24 protein-coding genes are annotated in these 17,801 nt (G+C 40.5%); 20 read left to right on the top strand and 4 right to left on the bottom strand.

Annotated features, from left to right (window positions below; genetic code table 11):
• Positions 1 to 3 precede the first annotated feature (3 nt).
• The 13 genes from rpsH (at position 4) to rplQ (ending at position 7,315) form a co-directional block, all read left to right on the top strand.
• A complete protein-coding gene (gene rpsH / locus BTV98_RS12060) occupies positions 4 to 402 on the top strand; it encodes a 30S ribosomal protein S8 (RefSeq protein ID WP_058368271.1) in 399 nt (132 codons plus the stop codon).
• 194 nt (positions 403 to 596) lie between these two features.
• Positions 597 to 1,130: a 50S ribosomal protein L6 gene (gene rplF / locus BTV98_RS12055; RefSeq protein WP_058368272.1), complete on the top strand. Its 534-nt coding sequence runs from the start codon at positions 597 to 599 to the stop codon at positions 1,128 to 1,130.
• Between the two features lie 11 nt (positions 1,131 to 1,141).
• Positions 1,142 to 1,492 (top strand): 50S ribosomal protein L18, encoded by a 351-nt coding sequence (gene rplR / locus BTV98_RS12050; protein ID WP_058368273.1) that lies wholly within the window; start codon positions 1,142 to 1,144, stop codon positions 1,490 to 1,492.
• A gap of 2 nt (positions 1,493 to 1,494) precedes the next feature.
• Positions 1,495 to 2,001 (top strand): 30S ribosomal protein S5, encoded by a 507-nt coding sequence (gene rpsE / locus BTV98_RS12045; RefSeq protein WP_058368274.1) that lies wholly within the window; start codon positions 1,495 to 1,497, stop codon positions 1,999 to 2,001.
• 20 nt (positions 2,002 to 2,021) lie between these two features.
• Positions 2,022 to 2,201 (top strand): 50S ribosomal protein L30, encoded by a 180-nt coding sequence (rpmD, locus tag BTV98_RS12040; RefSeq protein WP_058368275.1) that lies wholly within the window; start codon positions 2,022 to 2,024, stop codon positions 2,199 to 2,201.
• Complete coding sequence (gene rplO, locus BTV98_RS12035; RefSeq protein WP_058368276.1) at positions 2,201 to 2,641, top strand: 50S ribosomal protein L15; 441 nt, start codon at positions 2,201 to 2,203, stop codon at positions 2,639 to 2,641. Before rpmD ends, rplO begins: the two co-directional genes overlap by 1 nt.
• A 19-nt stretch (positions 2,642 to 2,660) precedes the next feature.
• Positions 2,661 to 3,992: a preprotein translocase subunit SecY gene (secY, locus tag BTV98_RS12030; RefSeq protein ID WP_178379383.1), complete on the top strand. Its 1,332-nt coding sequence runs from the start codon at positions 2,661 to 2,663 to the stop codon at positions 3,990 to 3,992.
• A gap of 30 nt (positions 3,993 to 4,022) precedes the next feature.
• Positions 4,023 to 4,139 (top strand): 50S ribosomal protein L36, encoded by a 117-nt coding sequence (rpmJ, locus tag BTV98_RS12025; protein ID WP_011279805.1) that lies wholly within the window; start codon positions 4,023 to 4,025, stop codon positions 4,137 to 4,139.
• A gap of 251 nt (positions 4,140 to 4,390) precedes the next feature.
• Complete coding sequence (gene rpsM, locus BTV98_RS12020; RefSeq protein ID WP_058368278.1) at positions 4,391 to 4,747, top strand: 30S ribosomal protein S13; 357 nt, start codon at positions 4,391 to 4,393, stop codon at positions 4,745 to 4,747.
• A 20-nt stretch (positions 4,748 to 4,767) separates the two neighbouring features.
• Positions 4,768 to 5,157 (top strand): 30S ribosomal protein S11, encoded by a 390-nt coding sequence (gene rpsK / locus BTV98_RS12015; protein WP_058368279.1) that lies wholly within the window; start codon positions 4,768 to 4,770, stop codon positions 5,155 to 5,157.
• Positions 5,158 to 5,205: 48 nt separating this feature from the next.
• On the top strand, positions 5,206 to 5,847 hold the full coding sequence (gene rpsD / locus BTV98_RS12010; protein WP_058368280.1) for a 30S ribosomal protein S4: 642 nt from the start codon (positions 5,206 to 5,208) through the stop codon (positions 5,845 to 5,847).
• Between the two features lie 81 nt (positions 5,848 to 5,928).
• Positions 5,929 to 6,936, top strand: a complete 1,008-nt coding sequence (gene rpoA / locus BTV98_RS12005) for a DNA-directed RNA polymerase subunit alpha (protein WP_058368281.1) — start codon at positions 5,929 to 5,931, stop codon at positions 6,934 to 6,936.
• 19 nt (positions 6,937 to 6,955) lie between these two features.
• Positions 6,956 to 7,315, top strand: a complete 360-nt coding sequence (gene rplQ, locus BTV98_RS12000; RefSeq protein WP_010196736.1) for a 50S ribosomal protein L17 — start codon at positions 6,956 to 6,958, stop codon at positions 7,313 to 7,315.
• Positions 7,316 to 7,394: 79 nt separating this feature from the next.
• On the opposite strand, the gene BTV98_RS11995 is transcribed toward rplQ, so the two are convergent.
• Both BTV98_RS11995 and BTV98_RS11990 read right to left on the bottom strand, forming a co-directional pair.
• Complete coding sequence (locus BTV98_RS11995; protein ID WP_058368282.1) at positions 7,395 to 8,015, bottom strand: L-threonylcarbamoyladenylate synthase; 621 nt, start codon at positions 8,013 to 8,015, stop codon at positions 7,395 to 7,397.
• Positions 8,016 to 8,267: 252 nt separating this feature from the next.
• The gene (locus BTV98_RS11990; RefSeq protein WP_058368283.1) at positions 8,268 to 9,008 is read right to left on the bottom strand and encodes an elongation factor P hydroxylase; all 741 of its coding nucleotides are present in this window, start codon (positions 9,006 to 9,008) and stop codon (positions 8,268 to 8,270) included.
• A gap of 183 nt (positions 9,009 to 9,191) precedes the next feature.
• On the opposite strand from BTV98_RS11990, the gene BTV98_RS11985 reads away from it, so the two are divergent.
• The 6 genes from BTV98_RS11985 (at position 9,192) to lysM (ending at position 13,817) form a co-directional block, all read left to right on the top strand.
• Entirely contained in the window at positions 9,192 to 9,782 is a 591-nt protein-coding gene (locus tag BTV98_RS11985) for a DUF177 domain-containing protein (RefSeq protein ID WP_058368284.1), read from the top strand.
• A 359-nt stretch (positions 9,783 to 10,141) separates the two neighbouring features.
• On the top strand, positions 10,142 to 10,324 hold the full coding sequence (gene rpmF / locus BTV98_RS11980; protein ID WP_058368285.1) for a 50S ribosomal protein L32: 183 nt from the start codon (positions 10,142 to 10,144) through the stop codon (positions 10,322 to 10,324).
• A gap of 414 nt (positions 10,325 to 10,738) precedes the next feature.
• A complete protein-coding gene (gene fabD, locus BTV98_RS11975) occupies positions 10,739 to 11,707 on the top strand; it encodes an ACP S-malonyltransferase (protein WP_058368286.1) in 969 nt (322 codons plus the stop codon).
• The gene (fabG, locus tag BTV98_RS11970) at positions 11,704 to 12,432 is read left to right on the top strand and encodes a 3-oxoacyl-ACP reductase FabG (RefSeq protein WP_058368287.1); all 729 of its coding nucleotides are present in this window, start codon (positions 11,704 to 11,706) and stop codon (positions 12,430 to 12,432) included. Before fabD ends, fabG begins: the two co-directional genes overlap by 4 nt.
• Positions 12,433 to 12,707: 275 nt before the next feature.
• The gene (gene acpP / locus BTV98_RS11965) at positions 12,708 to 12,944 is read left to right on the top strand and encodes an acyl carrier protein (RefSeq protein ID WP_058368288.1); all 237 of its coding nucleotides are present in this window, start codon (positions 12,708 to 12,710) and stop codon (positions 12,942 to 12,944) included.
• A 363-nt stretch (positions 12,945 to 13,307) separates the two neighbouring features.
• The gene (gene lysM, locus BTV98_RS11960) at positions 13,308 to 13,817 is read left to right on the top strand and encodes a peptidoglycan-binding protein LysM (RefSeq protein WP_058368289.1); all 510 of its coding nucleotides are present in this window, start codon (positions 13,308 to 13,310) and stop codon (positions 13,815 to 13,817) included.
• Positions 13,818 to 13,981: 164 nt separating this feature from the next.
• On the opposite strand, the gene queG is transcribed toward lysM, so the two are convergent.
• Positions 13,982 to 15,184 (bottom strand): tRNA epoxyqueuosine(34) reductase QueG, encoded by a 1,203-nt coding sequence (gene queG, locus BTV98_RS11955; protein ID WP_058368290.1) that lies wholly within the window; start codon positions 15,182 to 15,184, stop codon positions 13,982 to 13,984.
• A gap of 194 nt (positions 15,185 to 15,378) precedes the next feature.
• Here queG and BTV98_RS11950 point away from each other — a divergent pair, with 194 nt between their 5' ends.
• Positions 15,379 to 17,133: an NAD(P)H-hydrate dehydratase gene (locus tag BTV98_RS11950; RefSeq protein WP_058368291.1), complete on the top strand. Its 1,755-nt coding sequence runs from the start codon at positions 15,379 to 15,381 to the stop codon at positions 17,131 to 17,133.
• A 66-nt stretch (positions 17,134 to 17,199) separates the two neighbouring features.
• On the opposite strand, the gene BTV98_RS11945 is transcribed toward BTV98_RS11950, so the two are convergent.
• Positions 17,200 to 17,703: a DUF4124 domain-containing protein gene (locus BTV98_RS11945; protein ID WP_058368292.1), complete on the bottom strand. Its 504-nt coding sequence runs from the start codon at positions 17,701 to 17,703 to the stop codon at positions 17,200 to 17,202.
• Positions 17,704 to 17,801 lie beyond the last annotated feature (98 nt).

Below are 17,801 nucleotides of genomic sequence, written 5' to 3'. Positions count from 1 at the left end.
TACATGAGTATGCAAGATACCGTTGGAGATATGCTAACCCGTATCCGTAACGCACAAATGGCTAATAAAGTATCCGTAGCGATGCCAAGCTCAAAACTACGTAAATCAATTGCTGATTTATTAGTTAACGAAGGTTACGTTGCTAGTGCTGTTGTCACTGAAGAAGACAACAACAAAGCGACACTTACTATTGAATTAAAGTATTTCGAAGGCCGCGCTGTCATCGAAACTATTCAGCGTTATAGTCGTCCTGGTTTACGCCAGCATCGCGGCAAAGACGCTATCCCTACTGTTAAACAAGGTATGGGCGTTGCTATCGTATCAACCAGTCAAGGCATCATGAGTGATCGTGCTGCTCGCGCTGCTGGTATTGGTGGTGAAATTGTTGCATTTGTTGCATAAAACAACGTAACGATAAAACCTATTTGAATCCTACTTAGTTTTATTAATCTACAAAAGATAATTCAAATTAAGTACCTGACAATTTTACAAAAATTGGATGGTGTTAAACTGGATCAATTATGCTAAACTAGCAGGCTTTTTAGCCTGTTAGTTTTTTCGCTAATATAAGTTTTAATTTTTCAAGGAATATTCCTATGTCTCGTGTGGCTAAAGCCCCAGTGACGCTACCTAGTGGTGTAAGCGTTACTTTGAACGATCGGCAGGTCGAAGTTAAAGGCAAAAATGGCACTATGTCTTTACGCCTGCATGAATTGGTCGAGCTGAAACAGGAAGATGATAATATCATTCTCTCACCTACAGTCGATTCAAAAGAAGCTATGATGCATACTGGCACTATGCGCGCCTTAATTAACAACTATGTTATAGGCGTCAACGAAGGTTTTGAAAAACGTCTTCAGTTGATTGGTGTTGGTTATCGTGCACAAGCTACTGGTAGTAAAGTGACCCTGAATGTTGGTTACTCGCATCCAGTAGAGTATACGTTACCTGAAGGTGTATCAGCTGAGACTCCAACGCAAACTGAGATTGTTTTAAAATCAAACAATAAACAGCAGCTTGGTCAAGCAGCAGCTAATATCCGTGGTTTCCGCCCACCAGAGCCTTACAAAGGTAAAGGTATTCGTTATAGCGACGAGCGTATCGTTCGTAAAGAAGCTAAGAAAAAATAAGGTGAGTTGAAATGTTTGATAAAAAAGCAGCTCGTCTGCGTCGAGCTAAAAAAACCCGCGCGCATATCCGTTTTTTGGGCGTTCATCGTCTAACGGTTAACCGCACGCCGAAGCACATATATGCCCAGATTATCTCTCCTAACGGTGGTGAAGTGATTGCTCAGGCATCTACCTTGGATGGCAGCTTGCGCTCAGGTGCAACTGGTAACGCTGATGCAGCGACGTCTGTAGGCCAATTGATCGCAGAACGCGCAAAAGCAGCTGGTATTACTAAAGTTGCCTTTGACCGTAGTGGTTTTAAATATCATGGTCGAGTGAAAGCTTTAGCTGAAGCAGCTCGCGAAAATGGATTGGAGTTTTAATCATGGCGAGAAATGATAAAAATGAACAGACCGATGGTCTAGTAGAACGTTTAGTAACTGTTGATCGCGTTGCAAAAGTAGTCAAGGGTGGTCGTATCTTCTCATTCACTGCACTAACTGTAGTTGGTGATGGTAATGGTCGTGTTGGTTTTGGTCGTGGTAAAGCACGTGAAGTGCCAGCCGCTATTCAAAAAGCACTAGAAGCTGCTAAACGCAATATGATTACTGTTGAGCTTGATGAGGCAACTTTATATCATCCGATCAAAGCACGTCACGGTGCAAGTAAAGTCTTTATGCAGCCTGCATCTGAAGGTACTGGCGTAATCGCTGGTGGCGCAATGCGTGCAGTATTAGAAGTTGCGGGTGTCAAAGATGTTTTAACCAAATGTTATGGTTCTACCAATACTGCTAATGTTGTTCGTGCAACGTTTAACGGTTTACGTGATATGTCAACTCCAGAGAAGATGGCAGCGAAACGTGGTAAATCTGTAGACGAAATCTTGGGTTAACTTAAACTAGGTGAGTTACGATGAAAAAAATGAAAGTCACTCAATTTAAATCGGGTGCCCATCGCCTAAAGAGCCACAAAGCGAGCTTGAAAGGATTGGGTTTACGCCGTATTAATCATAGTGTGGTAGTTGAAGATACTCCTTCAACCCGTGGTATGGTCAATCGCGTCAACTACATGGTAAAAGTGGAGGAAGCGTAATGGGACTTAGATTAAATGAATTATCACCAGGTGTTGGCGCAAAGAAAACTGCCCAACGTCGTGGTCGTGGTATCGGTTCAGGTCTTGGTAAGACTGGCGGTCGCGGTGTAAAAGGTCAAAAATCGCGTTCAGGTTCTAGCATTCGCTCAGGATTTGAAGGTGGTCAAATGCCTTTATATCGTCGTCTACCGAAATTTGGTTTTACCAGTAAAATGGCAATGACGACTGCTGAAGTTCGTCTGTCTGAATTGAATAAAATTGAAGGTGATGTAGTTAGTCTAGAAACGCTTAAAGCGGCTAACCTTATCCGTCATGATATGAAGCGTGCCCGTGTTATGTTATCAGGCGAAGTTACTAAAGCTTATACTTTTAAAGGTATTAAAGTAACTAAAGGCGCTAAGCAAGCAATCGAAGCTGCTGGTGGTAGCATCGAGGAGTAGTAACGTGTCAAAACAATCAATGTCATCGTCTGGTATACCACTTAATCCATTTGCTTTCATACGTAAATATGATGAGCTTTGGACACGTTTATTATTTTTAATCGGCGCATTGATTGTTTATCGTTTAGGGTCGCATATTCCAGTACCAGGTATTAATCCTGTCAACTTAGCTGATCTGTTTTCGCGTAACGAAAATACCATATTGAGCATGTTTAACATGTTTTCAGGCGGTGCATTAGAGCGTATGTCTATCATGGCACTTGGTATTATGCCATATATCTCAGCATCAATTATTGTACAGATGATGTCTGCGGTAGTACCATCGCTTGAAGCTCTCAAAAAAGAAGGTGAAGCAGGACGACGCAAGCTAAACAAGTATACCCGCCAAGGAACACTTGCTTTGGCCTTAGTACAGTCGTTAGGAATGTGTGCTGGCTTAATCAGTCAAAACTTAACATTATCTACTGGCCTTACCTTTTATATTCCTGCTGTTACTTCGTTAGTAGCAGGAGCTATGTTCTTAATGTGGCTAGGTGAGCAAATTACAGAACGCGGTGTTGGTAACGGTATTTCGATGTTGATTTTTGCAAGTATTGTGGCTGGTACGCCAGGTATGATTTCGCAATCTATTGAACAGGTCAATCAAGGTCAAATGAACTTGATTGTGCTATTTATTTTTGTAGTCTTGGGAGTCGCGGTAACAGCTGGTATTGTCTATATTGAGCGAGCTCAGCGCCGTGTGCCAGTGAACTATGCTCAAAAACAACAGCAAGGTCGTAAAATTTATGCTCAGCAGCAGTCACATTTGCCGCTCAAGCTGAACATGGCAGGGGTTATCCCTGCTATTTTTGCTAGCTCGTTATTGTTGTTTCCAGCAAGTTTAGGACAGTGGGTCGGTCATTCGACAGATCCTACTTTTACTCAGAAAATACTACAAAATATGGCGTTGGTGTTGTCTCCTGGGCAGCCACTGTATCTTGTATTATTTGGTGCGATGATTATTTTCTTCTGTTATTTCTATACGGCATTGGTATTTAGTCCGCGTGAAGTTGCAGAAAACCTTAAGCGTAGTGGTGCGTATATTCCAGGTATTCGCCCAGGACAGCAAACTCAGCGTTACCTCGATCATGTATTAAACCGATTGACTTTTATTGGTGCAATATACATGACGGTTATTTGTTTAATGCCAATGGTTATCCAATCATCATTTGGAGTACCATTCAATCTTGGCGGTACATCGTTACTGATTATGGTGGTTGTGGTAATGGATTTCATATCGCAAATTCAAGCGCATTTGATGACCCATCAATATCATGATCAGACGTTAATTCAGTCGCCTACTCAATCTTAGAGAGTAGTGTGATATTTCAAGGAGTATGCTATGAAAGTTCAAGCATCAGTTAAAAAGATTTGTGGTAGCTGTAAAGTTGTGCGCCGTAAAGGTCGTGTACATGTTATTTGCACAGCAGAACCACGCCACAAGCAGCGTCAAGGTTAATAAGTAGTAGTTTAGGTGAATATAGCTTTACTATAAACGAAATTAATACTTGAATTATAACGGCGGATGCGATATCATCCGCCACTTGCCGTAGTTTATGCAAAACTTTTATAATGTCGTTAATGAATAGGCTTAGTATAAAGTCAAAGCAGTAATAATAATTATAAAAGCTTTCGTATTGACAGCAACAAATCTGAAAAATAATGCCTTATGATAAATAACGCTTATTTTTCTTCAATGGAGAGAAATCAATGGCTCGTATTGCCGGCGTAAACATTCCGGATAATAAGCATGCTGTTATTTCACTAACTTACATCTTTGGTGTAGGTCGTACCACTGCTCAGAAAATCCTAGAAGCAGTTGGCATTGCCCCTACTACTAAAGTCAGTCAGTTAGATGATACACAGTTGGATGCTATCCGTGCACAAGTTGCAAATTACACGACTGAGGGTGATCTTCGTCGTGAAGTGTCAATGAATATCAAGCGTTTGGTAGATCTTGGTTGTTACCGTGGCATTCGTCATCGTCGTAACTTACCAGTTAGAGGTCAGAATACCAAAAACAACGCTCGTACTCGTAAGGGTCCGACACGCCCTCTCAAAAGATAATTAACTTAGGAAGCTAAAAGATGGCTAAAGACACTCGTAGTCGCAAAAAAGTGACTCGTCGTTCAGTATCGGAGGGCGTAGCCCATATCCATGCGTCTTTTAATAACACCATTGTTACGATTACCGATCGTCAAGGTAATGCATTGGCTTGGGCCACTTCAGGTGGACAAGGCTTCCGTGGTTCACGTAAATCTACACCATTTGCAGCGCAGGTTGCAGCTGAAGTTGCTGGTAAAGCAGCTCAAGAATATGGTGTTAAGAATATCGATGTTTTGGTCAAAGGACCAGGACCGGGTCGTGAGTCTGCGGTAAGAGCACTAGGTGCATTGGGTTATAAAGTTAACAGCATCTCTGATGTAACCCCAATCCCACACAATGGTTGCCGTGCGCCGAAAAAGCGCCGCGTCTAATATTAAAGACGAAGCTTTTTATTATAAGAGCTTATAGGAGACATAACAATGGCCCGCTATATTGGACCAAAACTCAAATTATCACGTCGTGAAGGTACAGACTTAGGCCTTAAGTCTGGTGTTAAACCATATGACGTAAAAACAAAGAAAGCTGGACGTCCACCAGGTCAACACGGTGTTAGCCGTAACAAGACTTCAGAATATGCTTTACAGCTGCGTGAAAAGCAGAAAGTTAAACGTATTTATGGTGTATTAGAGCGTCAGTTCGCTAATTACTATAAAGAAGCCGCTCGTAAGCGTGGTGCTACTGGTGAAAACCTACTAGCAATGCTTGAGAGCCGTCTAGATAATGTGGTTTACCGCATGGGCTTTGGCTCAACTCGCGCTGAAGCACGTCAGCTAGTTAGTCACCGTACTGTTATGGTAAAAAAGGCTGGTCGTGATGAATTTGTTCGTGTGAACATTCCATCAATTCAGCTTCAAGATGGTGATGTCATCGCTATCCAAGAGAAATCTCGCGAACAACTACGTATTAAAAACGCTATTGAACTGGCGTCACAACGTGGTATTCCAGAATGGCTAGATGTTGATCACAGCAAATTACAGGGTACGTTTAAACAAGCGCCTGATCGTATTGATCTACCTGCTGAAATCAATGAAAGCTTGATCGTTGAGCTATACTCTAAGTAAATGACGTATCGCTCAATGTCATAATCATGGCGTTGGGCAATTAACGTTAATTAAACCAGTTTAATAAATCGAGGTGACATCATGATGCTAAATGCAACTGAGTTTCTAACGCCGAACGCCATTAATGTGGATACGGTTAATGAAACGATTGCGAAAGTCACGCTCGAACCGTTAGAACGCGGCTTTGGGCATACCTTAGGTAATGCTCTACGTCGCATCTTATTATCTTCATTACCTGGTGCTGCAGTCATTGAAGCCGAGATTGATGGTGTTGACCATGAATACTCAACGCTTGAAGGACTACAAGAAGACGTGCTTGACTTGCTTTTGAACTTAAAAGGCTTAGCAATTACGCTTCATGACCAAAATGAAGTATTCTTGACCTTGGATAAACAAGGTCCAGGCACTATTACTGCTGCAGACATCGCGTTACCGCATAATGTCGATATCATCAATCCAGAGTTGGTGTTGGGTACATTAAGTGAGCGTGGTCATCTTAAGATGCGTTTGCGCGTAGTAATGGGTCGTGGATATGAGCCAGCAAACCAGCGCCGTGAAGATGGTGATACTAAAGCAATTGGACGCTTAAAGCTTGATGCAAGCTTTAGTCCTGTGCTACGTGTTGCTTATCAGGTCGAAAACGCTCGCGTTGAGCAGCGTACTGATCTTGATCGTCTTATCGTTGAGCTTGAAACCAATGGCACTATAGATCCAGAAGAAGCAATTCGTAAAGCAGCCACTATTTTACAACAACAGATTTCTATCTTTGTTGACCTAGAAGCTGAAGAAGCGCCTGAGCCTGTGAAAGAAAAAGAAGAGGTTGATCCAGTGCTTTTACGCCCTGTGGATGATCTTGAACTAACGGTTCGCTCAGCAAACTGCTTGAAAGCTGAAAACATTTACTATATCGGTGATTTGGTACAACGTTCAGAGACTGAACTATTAAAAACCCCAAATCTTGGTAAGAAATCATTGACCGAAATCAAAGACGTACTAGCGTCTAAAGATTTAGAGCTTGGGATGCGTCTAGACAACTGGCCACCAGCTGATTTACGTGTTGATGATCGCTTTTCTTATCGTAGCCGTTAAACTTTAAGGATATTTGACTATGCGCCATCGTAAGAGTGGAGTCAAGCTGGGTCGTACCGGCAGTCATCGTAAGGCAATGTTTCAGAACATGACCAACTCATTATTTGAGCATGAACTGATCAAAACAACATTACCAAAAGCTAAAGAACTACGTCGCGTTGCAGAGCCATTAATCACTATGGCTAAAGAAGACAGCGTTGCAAATCGTCGTTTAGCATTTAGCCGTATGCGTAGCAAAGCTATGGTAGGCAAACTATTTGGCACGTTAGGTCCTCGTTACCAAACTCGTCCAGGTGGTTATTTGCGTATTGTAAAATGCGGTCATCGTGACGGTGACAACGCGCCAATGGCTTATGTAGAATTGGTTGATCGCGACTAATTTTGTATTGACGATATAATTTATAAAAAAGGCTCCAATTAAATTGGAGCCTTTTTTTGTATATTACGTTCTTTGCTAATCACAATAACAGCGAATCGACATTGGCAGCACCCTGTCTGACAATCTCAGGCTGGCTGCTGGTCATATCTATAATAGTAGTCAGCTTAGTAGTCTTTACACCTGCATTAATTAGACCGTCGATTTGATTACCTAGTAATTCTTCAATCTCAAAAGGATCATCAAGTATATCATCACGGTTGGGCAGTATTAATGAACTGGTTAAAATAGGCTCATCCATTGCTTCTAAAAGTGCTTGGGCAATTGGGTTACTGGGCACTCGAATACCGATGGTTTTTTTCTTAGCATGAGCCAGTTTTTTGGGCACATCTTTGGTAGCGTTCAAGATAAAAGTAATTGGCGCTGGGGTATGGGCTTTAAGCTGTTTAAATTGAACATTGTCTACCGTAGCATAGTTAGCGATTTCGCTTAAGTCACGGCAAAGTAGGGTAAATTGGTGCTTATCATCAAGTTCGCGTATCATTTTTAGCTTTTCTAGTGCGTCTTTTGCGCCCAAACGACAGCCAAAAGCATAACTGGTATCTGTTGGGTAGATCATCAGTTGATCTTTGCGTAGTAGTTCAGCAGCTTGTTCTATGAGACGTGGCTGCGGATTTTCTGGATGAACATAAAATACTTGCATGATGACTCCTTATTTATAGTTATTGGTTTTATGCATATGAATATTGATTGGATCAAGATTTTATATTTAATGAACTAAACAACAATGAAGCAGTAGTATTAAAATCATAAACATATAGATAAATACGCTGCTTTACCTATCAGTATAGCTTAGGGTAGATATAAGTTTAGTGGCAAGGCGTTACCAAGCGTTGAGAATCGTTAACGAAGGATAGGTAAGTCGTAAGCCTAAATTTATGTCAGCCAAGGCAGTCTAGCCCGTTACACAAACGCTGAGCAAAGTATGCAATAACGTTTTTGCATCACGAGGCAGAGTATGGGGTTTGGCTATGTAATTCTCGACTTGGTTATAAACATCAAGGGCAAAGGTACTGCCGCTGGTATCGAAGTCGGCAGACAAATTGTCTTGCGATACTCTAAAATGGCGACCGCAGGCTAAGGTAAAGAGACACTCTAATGCTTGTGGTTTGATTTCTACACGTTCAAATGCCTGCTGCTGGGCGGCAGATCGACCATCGGGTGCATACCAGTAGCCAAAGTCTGGCAACTCTCTACGAGCGTCACCAGCCACGCACCAATGGCTAATCTCATGTAAGGCGCTGGCAAAATAACCATGCGCAAATTCGATTCTAGCTGGCTCATGTCCGACTGCAGGAAAATACTCTGGTTCTCCATTACTACGCGCTAGGATGACGTGCTTGTCAGAAAACAGCGTATTAAACAGCCTTATGAGCCAATTGGTACTGGTCTTTTCACTATCTTCTAAGAGCGCCAAACCCTCATTGTTATCGTCAGCTACAAATTCATCGCGTTCTGTAGATAACATAAACCACTGTTGTTTCCATAGAGACAGGTTTTGTTTTATCGTGATTGATGCATCAGTAGATATATCATTGGTATAAACAGATAATTGCTCAAGATGTTGTCGCAATGCATCTGATTTGATAGGAGAAAGTAGGGTTGAAAATTGAAAGTCATTGTTCGGCAAATTCATAAATAAAATATAGGCTCAATAAAGAATAAAAGTTATAAGACTTAGAATAAAAAGTGAGAAATAAAACAATCGCAGACAGATAATTCACCAAAAAATCTTAACATACTAGCGCTAGCACAGTAGGGCACTTTCCGTTAGTATGGCAAACAATATTATACACCGTTTTTATGAATGAGGCCGCGTATGTCATGCACTCCAGAAAGTAAACCTTCAGTACTTCACGCTGACAACAAAGCAACTGCATCTAACAGCATACCTGAGCATATTTCTTTAGATAAATGGGCTGACACTGGTTTTGAATGGTCAGGAAGTGTTGATCCACGTATCTTTGATCGTCTGGTCAGTACATTAAATACAGAACACGAGCAGGCAATGACACAGCTTGACGCTGAATTGTACCGTCGTAATAATGTTTTGCATTTGAGATTTACCCTAACTGGAGAGGTGTGGTTAACTTGTCAGCGCTGCCTACGTCCAGTTGCGGTAGACTTGTCTGACGACTATGATATCGCCTTACTTGAGGATGATAGTCAGGCCAGCTTGGTTGATGATGACCAGGATTATCTATTGCTTGAGGAGATCATCACTGAACAATCCCCAGAGCGTTTGCTGCCTTTCAAAAAACTAATAGAAGATGAAATCTTATTAAAGACACCGTTGGCACCAAAACATGATGATTGTGAAATGGTGGTTGAGCAGTTCGGTGAAATACCTGAAGAAGAAGAGAGTGAAAATCCTTTTGCAGCATTAGCAGCGTTAAAAGGTAAATTATAGTAATGGCTATATAAAGACAGCGAGTAGTCTAAAACATTGATCATAACAATGAAGTTGTATGGGTGGTTTTCTTATTGACAATGGTTTTTTATCTTTTTTGTACATAAGAATGGCAGTCAATGCTTTATTATTCGTCCAAACATGCGTATAATGTCCGGTTTATTGCATTCTGGCAACATACTATATGCAGTTAAAGATTAACCAAATTATCTATAGATTTTATAATTAGTTAGTGTTTGATGTATATCGTAAAATATTTGATGATGCGTAAGACTTAGGTTGTTGTGATTATATAGCCTCTGTCAGTATCGATTAAAGCTGAATTTTAAGCTTATCCCTTTAAGTATAGGAGCTATATCATGGCTGTTCAAAAAAGTCGTAAAAGCCGTTCTCGTCGTGACATGCGCCGTTCACACCACCACATGAGCGTGGCTGAGCTAAGCGTAGATGCGACTACTGGTGAAAAACATCGTCGTCATCATATGACCAAAGATGGTTTTTATCGTGGTCGTCAACTGTTTAAGGTTAGTCAAGAAGCTTAAATTATTGTCTGTTTGATAGTTGATATACAGTGATGGTAGTATTTTTATTTATTTACTGCCATCCAATATATTCTTTATTAAACAATATATATTGAGCTTATGAAAACCAAGTTATTTCGCTATCGCATGTAAGATAGCTAGATAGCTTGGTTTTTTATTATGTGTCATTTATGAGTCTATAACTGTTAACAAGCGCTTATAACGATGGTTAATAGTCACAAGGTTTTATCAATAGTATTTTTGGTGATTTATTCAGTTTGTATTACTGTGATTTCATGACTTGCTATAATAATTATGCAGAGCAGTGTATAGTTTGTAATAATTCGCTGTAATAAGCGACACATTAGAATTTTGTTTTATAATCATCCTCAGTCTATTTTAAGAATATCTTCAATTACTTAAGGAATATTGGCTATGGCATCTGCACCTGATACAGTAATAACCTCACCCCATCGTATTGCAGTAATCTTTCCTGGACAAGGAGCTCAGGCGGTCAATATGACTGCTGAGCTTGCAGAAATATACCCACAAGTACACGACACTTTTGCTGAAGCCAGCAAGGCTTTAGGTGAAGACTTATGGGCAATATGTCAAGATGAAGAACAGCTAAACCAGACTCAATATACTCAGCCTGCGTTATTAACAGCCAGTATTGCTATATGGCGTATCCTGCAAGATAAACTAGATAAGGAGCCCCTTTATTTAGCAGGCCATTCGTTAGGTGAATATAGTGCACTTTGTGCTGCTGGTGTTATATCATTAACCGATGCTGTGCAACTGGTACATAAGCGTGGCCAGCTGATGCAAGAGGCAGTAGCCGATATTGATACTGCAATGGCAGCAGTATTAGGACTCGAAGACAGTCGCGTTGAAACGTTATGTGAGCAAGCGACTGAACATGTTGATGGCGCTGTTGTGGGTGCTGCTAATTTTAACAGCCCAGGTCAAGTTGTCATATCTGGTAATGCTGCTGGGGTAACGGCTGTTATTGATAAGGTGCAAAATACTGGCAAAAAGGCGATTCCTTTAAAAGTGAGCGTTCCTTCACACTGTGCATTAATGGCACCAGCAAGCCAAGCACTGGCAGAAGAATTGGCTGCTATTAAATTTGATCAAGCCAACATTCCTGTTATCCAAAACCGTCATGCTCGTATTGAGACTAGTGTCCAAAGTATCAAACAAGCATTAACAGAACAGCTTAGTGAACCTGTATTGTGGTCAAAGACCATGCAAGAGCTGGCAGACAAACAAATAAATATATTAATTGAGTGCGGTAGTGGTAACGTGCTGAGTAATCTCGCTAAGCGACAAACGCAGCCAATTACAAGTTATCCAGTAGACAAGCCTGCTCGCATGGAAAAATTGATGGAGGTGTTATCATGAGTCGTACGATTGTATTAGTTAGTGGTGCAAGTCGCGGTATCGGTAAGGCAGTTGCTAAACGTTTTGCGAAAGAAGGGCATTTTGTCATTGGAACAGCGACCACAGAGAAGGGTGCTGCTCTTATCGACGATTATTTGCATGATTCAGGGGGTATTGGCCGAGTTTTGGATGTTCGTGATGCGGCACAAATTGATAAGTTGTTTGAAGAGATTGAAAGTGTATATGGTGCCGTACAAGTATTAGTAAACAACGCAGGTATTACCCAAGATGGGTTATTAATGCGTATGAAAGATGAAGACTGGGACAGTGTGGTTGACACCAACCTAACCTCAGTTTATCGCATGAGTAAACGGGCAGTACGCGGCATGATGAAAGCTCGTCGTGGCCGTATTATTAATATCAGTTCAGTGGTTGCAAAAATGGGCAATGCTGGACAGTCTAACTATGCTGCTACAAAAGCAGGCGTAGAAGGATTTAGTCGTACTTTGGCACGTGAGATTGGCTCTCGTCAAGTAACTATCAACTGTGTAGCACCAGGACTGATTGAGACTGATATGACAGATGAGCTGGACGAACGCTTACTAAATTCTATGTTGGATGCTGTACCTATCGGACGTTTGGGGCAGCCAGAAGATATTGCAGCAGCAACACTATTCTTGGCTAGTGATGAAGCGAGTTATATTACTGGAGCCGTTATACCTGTCAACGGTGGCATGTACATGTAGTGCTATAAGTAGGATAAAAATATCGTTTACACTCGTATAATAAAAACTTGCGTGAACGAGTGTAAACTGTATTTAATGGTGTTATAATGACGCATATTTTTATGTTTCAGACCTGCGTTATAAAGGGTTTCATAAAACATTGAATAAATCGAAATGGGTCAAACTGTGTTAAAGTCTTATCTCTGAGATAAAATACCGTATTTGACCAGACATTATCAGCTCAAAAAATAGCTAGATGATAGTTTTTAAAATTAATAGATAAAGGAGCAGTTTATATGAGTAATGATACTGAGTTAAGAGTAAAATCAGCAGTAGCAGAGCAGTTGGGTATGAATGTTGAAGACATCAGCAATGACGCTTCTTTCATGGAAGATCTAGGTGCGGATTCACTGGACTTAGTTGAGCTTGTTATGTCGTTTGAAAGTGATTTTGGCATTACTATTCCTGATGAAGATTCAGCAGAATTGACTACGGTACAAAAAGCAATCGATTACGTTCAAGCTCAACTATAAGCCACTGTTGCTTTATAGTCTATTTATAATATGACTACAGCAAGTTTTGCTAAACCGTTTATCTTTATTGATAAGCGGTTTTTTTATGTTTTGAAGAAGGTCTAAATGCCATAGTTTGTTTATAATATGAAAATTTTTTCTTACATTGCTAGAATTTATGTCGTCCAATCTATAATAGCACTAACATTAACACAATCTATGTGGAAGTAACATTATCCAACATACTTTTACTATCTAAAGCTTTTTTACTTTTTTCACTTTGTTATACTTATTGTGATGGTAGCAGCTAAAATTGGTCTGTCACCGATCATAATTTTAAAATATAAAAAATAACTAACAAATAAGACTTGAAGGAGTATATATATGGGTATGTTCAGTTTTGCAAAAGATATTGGAGATAAGATTTTTAATCGTGATGATGACAAACACGATGCAAAATCAGAAACTAAAGCAGATGCTAATACACCAGTAAAGACCACAGAACCTTCTGCTCAATCGGTTGCCAATATTTTATTGCGCCGTATTCAACAACAGAATCTTAATCTCGATAACTTAAAAGTTAAATACAATGGTTCAACCGATACAGCTGAAATTAGCGGTAATGCTAAGACTCAAGCAGATCGTGAAAAAGCCATCATCGCGATTGGTAATGTGCAGAATGTAGCAAAGGTTATTGATAATATCGACATCGAAGAAGATGCGCCTGAGTCCACGATGTATACTGTAAAGTCTGGCGATAGCTTGTCTAAAATTGCCGAAGAGGTGTATGGTTCATCTGGTGACTATATGAAGATATTTGAAGCCAATAAGCCTATGTTATCTGATCCAAATAAGATATATCCAGGGCAAGTATTACGCATTCCTAAGCCATAGTTGAGACAAATTAGAATAATTTTTATAACTACAATAACTTAGAATATATGAACTCATTATAATATAGTTGGTCCAAATAAAACGCCTTTTAGCACAAGAGGCGTTTTTTATTGTCCGATTCTTATGTGTATCTTATTACGCTTTTTTCGATAGTATAAAACATGCTATTTATTACCATTACTAAGTTTTTCTATCTGTTCTGTAATTGCCCAATTAATATGTTCATCAAGCATTTTGTTGTATCCTAGTTTGGACTGTAATTGGTTAATCACATCTAAACTAGGATTAGCGTTACCCAATCCGATAGCAATGTTTCGCAAAAAATTAACGTATCCTGTCCGCCTAATTGGACTGCCTTTGGTATATTCTAAAAAGTCAGACTCTTGCCACTGCCACAGCTCAATTAAGCCAATATTATCAAAATTATGTCTAGGGGCGAAGTCATCTACCGATGTCAGATTGGCGTAACGGTTCCAAGGACAAATAAGCTGACAGTCATCACAGCCAAATACTCGATTACCTATGGCGCGCCGGTACTTTATATCTATTGCCCCTTCGTGCTCAATGGTCAAGTATGAGATGCATGCAGCTGCATTAAGCTTATAAGGAGCGACGATCGCCTGCGTGGGACAAATGTCGATACAAGCGCTACAACTGCCACAATGTGCATTGACTGTCTTGTCATCAGGCAAGTTAAGGCTGACAAATAACTCGCCTAATACAAAGAAAGAGCCCGCCGATTTATTCAGAAGTAAAGTATGCTTGCCTGTCCAACCAAGACCAACTGCATCTGCTATTGGTCGCTCAAAAATAGGAGCAGAATCACTAAACGGACGAAAAACAAAATCTGACTCGGCGCCAATGTTTAAATGCTGCCATTCAGGGAGCTTGTTTTCAATCTTAAGTGCCAATTGCTTTAAACGGCTACGCATCGTCTTATGATAGTCTCGGCCTCGTGCATAACGTGCAATGATACCCTGATTAGGGTAATCGTTATCGGTGACAGTGCGTGGCACTGGTGTCTGGGTTAGATAGTCCATACGTACGCTGATGATGGTTTGTGCGCCTGCAACGAGCTTAGCAGGATGTGCTCTTAAATCATGATTATTGTGCATAAACTGCAATTGCCCTTCATATCCTTTGTCTAACCACTGTTGTAGCTGCTCAATCTGCTGAGCAAATAAAGGATGATGGACGGATAAGAACCCACAGTCAGCGAATCCTAAAGCTTGTGCCTCAGACTTAATCCATTGTTTCACCTCTACTGCAGTAGCAAATACAGGAGTATTGGTAACTTCAATATTAACGCTCGTTTGCTGACTAGAGGAATGCATTGTATGCTGTTTGGTTGATGATTTATTGTTCATATTAGAGGGTACTAGTTTGTGAGTTTATACATCAATAATGATGTTATAGCAGCTATGATAGGCCAGATTACTGCCTATGCAACCATAAAAATGAAATATTGGGTTGTTAGTATTAATACATAAAACTAGATATGTTTTTGTTATATTTATATCCTAGCAGTTTATATATTCATAAAATAAGAAAAAGGAATATTATGCAGTCATCAACACAATCCGCAGCACAGTGCCCGTACTCGTCATTGCCTATCGCTTTATACGCTAGCGACCAAGTTTATACCATGGAGCAAGCATGGTTTGCACAAGGATATGATAGCTTTGGTTTGATGCAACAAGCTGCTTGGCAAATGGCACAATGTATTATACCGCTTTATGAACGAGTCAAGGCGCAAACGAAGCGCTACGCCAGACATCATTATTATATGGCTCGTCAGCCTAGCGTGTGTATTTGGGTAGGGCAAGGTAATAATGGCGGAGATGGTTGGTTGATTGCTCATTATCTACAGCAAGCGGGCTGGCAAGTACAAGTGATAACAGTCGGCGTAGAAGTGGATAATCGGGCAGATAACAATCAAAAGAGCCAAGAAACAGTCAATGATGCAACAAAGGCTCAGCATAAGGCTTTAGGCATGAACTGTCCTTACCAACGCTTTGAAGACATGCAAGGTTATCAAAATGAAAATGATCAATTGGATATGGCCTTGCAGGCTGATATCTATATCGATGCACTATTTGGTATTGGTTTAGATCGTGCGCCAAAAGGTTTGTATGAACAAGCAATTGTAACATTTAATAATGCGGCTCAGCAGATTGACGCTTTAACCATTGCCGTTGATATTCCAAGTGGTCTAATCGCTTCTACTGGACAAGTATTTGAGAAATTAGCCATACAAGCGGATATTACTTTATGTTTGATTGCGCGTAAGTTTGGTCTGCATACCAAAGATGGTATGGATTATAGTGGAGAAATAATTGATATACCGTTGTTACCTTATGCATCTATTGAACCTGTTGCAGTATTGCTTAAAGATGCCCAGCATCTGACGCCGCGTTGTCATAACAGTTATAAAGGTAGCTATGGTCATGTCTTAGTGATTGGAGGCAATCGTATTGATGGCTCTCAAGGTATGGGTGGTGCCGCAATTCTGACTGCTTCTAGTGCGATGGCAACTGGGACTGGTAAAATAACCGTTGCCTGTCATCAAGCCTTTCACAGCGCGTTATTGACTTCGTTACCTGATGCGATGACAATTGACCTACACGATCAAGAGGGCGTTGAGCGTTTAATTGAAAGTGCAAGCGTCGTTACGATCGGTATAGGGCTTGGTCGCGATGAAAAAGCAAAAATACTATTTATCCGTTACGTGCACGCGGTAATGACGCATAAGAGTACGTTAGTCATCGATGCCGACGGTCTATATCATTTAGCAGCGCTACACATAGAGAAACACGACATTGTTACTGAACTGCGAGAGTACAGTAAGACGTACAAGGTTTGTTTAACGCCACATAGTGGTGAAGCAGCCAAATTATTAAATAAAGAGATTAGTGAGATAGAAAACGACAGATTGTCAGCTATACAACAATGCGCTAATTGGTATGGTGGCAATTGGGTATTAAAAGGCGCAGGCTCGCTTATTTTAGAGCAAGAGAACATATATGTTTGCGGTGCTGGTAATGCTGGGATGGCAACAGCTGGTATGGGAGATATATTATCTGGAGTAGTTGCAGGATTATTGGCGCAAGAAGACTTAGATAGTGAGCAGAGTAACTTGCGTCAAGCAGTGATGATTCACGCATTAGCAGGCGATATGTTGGTTCATCAAAATTCATATGATGCTGCGACATATAAGCATGTAAGTAAAGAGCAGTTATTGGTTGGACAACGCGGCTTGCAAGCTCAAGATATGCCAGCAGCCATACGTCATATCATGCAAAAAATAACTTACTAAGTAATATAAACTTCGTTAAAGACAGCTTTGGTAATGAGATATGCTCATTACTAAAGTTAGCTGTACTTAAGTCTCTGTACCTTGACAATACTGTCCAATCGCTTGTTGTACACGCTCTCGCTTAAGTTCAATCTCTCGTCCATCTAAATACTGGCGTTTACCGTTTGCATCCATCTCATAGATACGGCCACCGACATTTAAATTGGTTAAGTTGTTACGTAACGATTGGCAGCGCTGAGCATTTGCCTGTGCTTCTTGATCTTTAATACGCGCCTCAAGTTGCGCAACTCGTTGTTCTTCAGCGCTTAGGGTATTGCTGTTCTGGTTGGCTTCTGTTTTTCCGGCCATTTGTCCTGCATTCGTTTCTCTACCATCACTACGGAACTCAATTACCTCGATATTCCGTGCATTTTGCGGTGCATGTTGACTATATTTGACCTCACCATGCGTGCCAATGGATTTGTAAACTTGAATAGCATGACTTGCACTCATAGGTAGAACAAATATACAAGTGGTAATAATGCCAACTAACAGTTTATTGACAGTATGAATCATGGATGAGTATGCCATGCTAGCAATCCTTTTAATGAATAAAAATATCCATATGTAAGCGTAAACGTATCATTGTATAAATTACAATGAGTATACAATATATGTCGATTCTAACA

This window comes from Psychrobacter sp. Cmf 22.2 (assembly GCF_001921745.1).
Classification (GTDB): Bacteria; Pseudomonadota; Gammaproteobacteria; order Pseudomonadales; family Moraxellaceae; genus Psychrobacter.
This window is presented reverse-complemented; position numbering and strand designations above follow the sequence as displayed.

What these genes read in the sequence shown, in the direction of transcription:
- rpsH (WP_058368271.1), top strand. Translation starts at nt 4, where the DNA reads ATGAGTATGCAAGATACCGTTGGAGATATGCTAACCCGTATCCGTAAC.
- rplF (WP_058368272.1), top strand. Translation starts at nt 597, where the DNA reads ATGTCTCGTGTGGCTAAAGCCCCAGTGACGCTACCTAGTGGTGTAAGC.
- rplR (WP_058368273.1), top strand. Translation starts at nt 1,142, where the DNA reads ATGTTTGATAAAAAAGCAGCTCGTCTGCGTCGAGCTAAAAAAACCCGC.
- rpsE (WP_058368274.1), top strand. Translation starts at nt 1,495, where the DNA reads ATGGCGAGAAATGATAAAAATGAACAGACCGATGGTCTAGTAGAACGT.
- rpmD (WP_058368275.1), top strand. Translation starts at nt 2,022, where the DNA reads ATGAAAAAAATGAAAGTCACTCAATTTAAATCGGGTGCCCATCGCCTA.
- rplO (WP_058368276.1), top strand. Translation starts at nt 2,201, where the DNA reads ATGGGACTTAGATTAAATGAATTATCACCAGGTGTTGGCGCAAAGAAA.
- secY (WP_178379383.1), top strand. Translation starts at nt 2,661, where the DNA reads ATGTCATCGTCTGGTATACCACTTAATCCATTTGCTTTCATACGTAAA.
- rpmJ (WP_011279805.1), top strand. Translation starts at nt 4,023, where the DNA reads ATGAAAGTTCAAGCATCAGTTAAAAAGATTTGTGGTAGCTGTAAAGTT.
- rpsM (WP_058368278.1), top strand. Translation starts at nt 4,391, where the DNA reads ATGGCTCGTATTGCCGGCGTAAACATTCCGGATAATAAGCATGCTGTT.
- rpsK (WP_058368279.1), top strand. Translation starts at nt 4,768, where the DNA reads ATGGCTAAAGACACTCGTAGTCGCAAAAAAGTGACTCGTCGTTCAGTA.
- rpsD (WP_058368280.1), top strand. Translation starts at nt 5,206, where the DNA reads ATGGCCCGCTATATTGGACCAAAACTCAAATTATCACGTCGTGAAGGT.
- rpoA (WP_058368281.1), top strand. Translation starts at nt 5,929, where the DNA reads ATGATGCTAAATGCAACTGAGTTTCTAACGCCGAACGCCATTAATGTG.
- rplQ (WP_010196736.1), top strand. Translation starts at nt 6,956, where the DNA reads ATGCGCCATCGTAAGAGTGGAGTCAAGCTGGGTCGTACCGGCAGTCAT.
- BTV98_RS11995 (WP_058368282.1), bottom strand. Translation starts at nt 8,015, where the DNA reads ATGCAAGTATTTTATGTTCATCCAGAAAATCCGCAGCCACGTCTCATA.
- BTV98_RS11990 (WP_058368283.1), bottom strand. Translation starts at nt 9,008, where the DNA reads ATGAATTTGCCGAACAATGACTTTCAATTTTCAACCCTACTTTCTCCT.
- BTV98_RS11985 (WP_058368284.1), top strand. Translation starts at nt 9,192, where the DNA reads ATGTCATGCACTCCAGAAAGTAAACCTTCAGTACTTCACGCTGACAAC.
- rpmF (WP_058368285.1), top strand. Translation starts at nt 10,142, where the DNA reads ATGGCTGTTCAAAAAAGTCGTAAAAGCCGTTCTCGTCGTGACATGCGC.
- fabD (WP_058368286.1), top strand. Translation starts at nt 10,739, where the DNA reads ATGGCATCTGCACCTGATACAGTAATAACCTCACCCCATCGTATTGCA.
- fabG (WP_058368287.1), top strand. Translation starts at nt 11,704, where the DNA reads ATGAGTCGTACGATTGTATTAGTTAGTGGTGCAAGTCGCGGTATCGGT.
- acpP (WP_058368288.1), top strand. Translation starts at nt 12,708, where the DNA reads ATGAGTAATGATACTGAGTTAAGAGTAAAATCAGCAGTAGCAGAGCAG.
- lysM (WP_058368289.1), top strand. Translation starts at nt 13,308, where the DNA reads ATGGGTATGTTCAGTTTTGCAAAAGATATTGGAGATAAGATTTTTAAT.
- queG (WP_058368290.1), bottom strand. Translation starts at nt 15,184, where the DNA reads ATGAACAATAAATCATCAACCAAACAGCATACAATGCATTCCTCTAGT.
- BTV98_RS11950 (WP_058368291.1), top strand. Translation starts at nt 15,379, where the DNA reads ATGCAGTCATCAACACAATCCGCAGCACAGTGCCCGTACTCGTCATTG.
- BTV98_RS11945 (WP_058368292.1), bottom strand. Translation starts at nt 17,703, where the DNA reads ATGGCATACTCATCCATGATTCATACTGTCAATAAACTGTTAGTTGGC.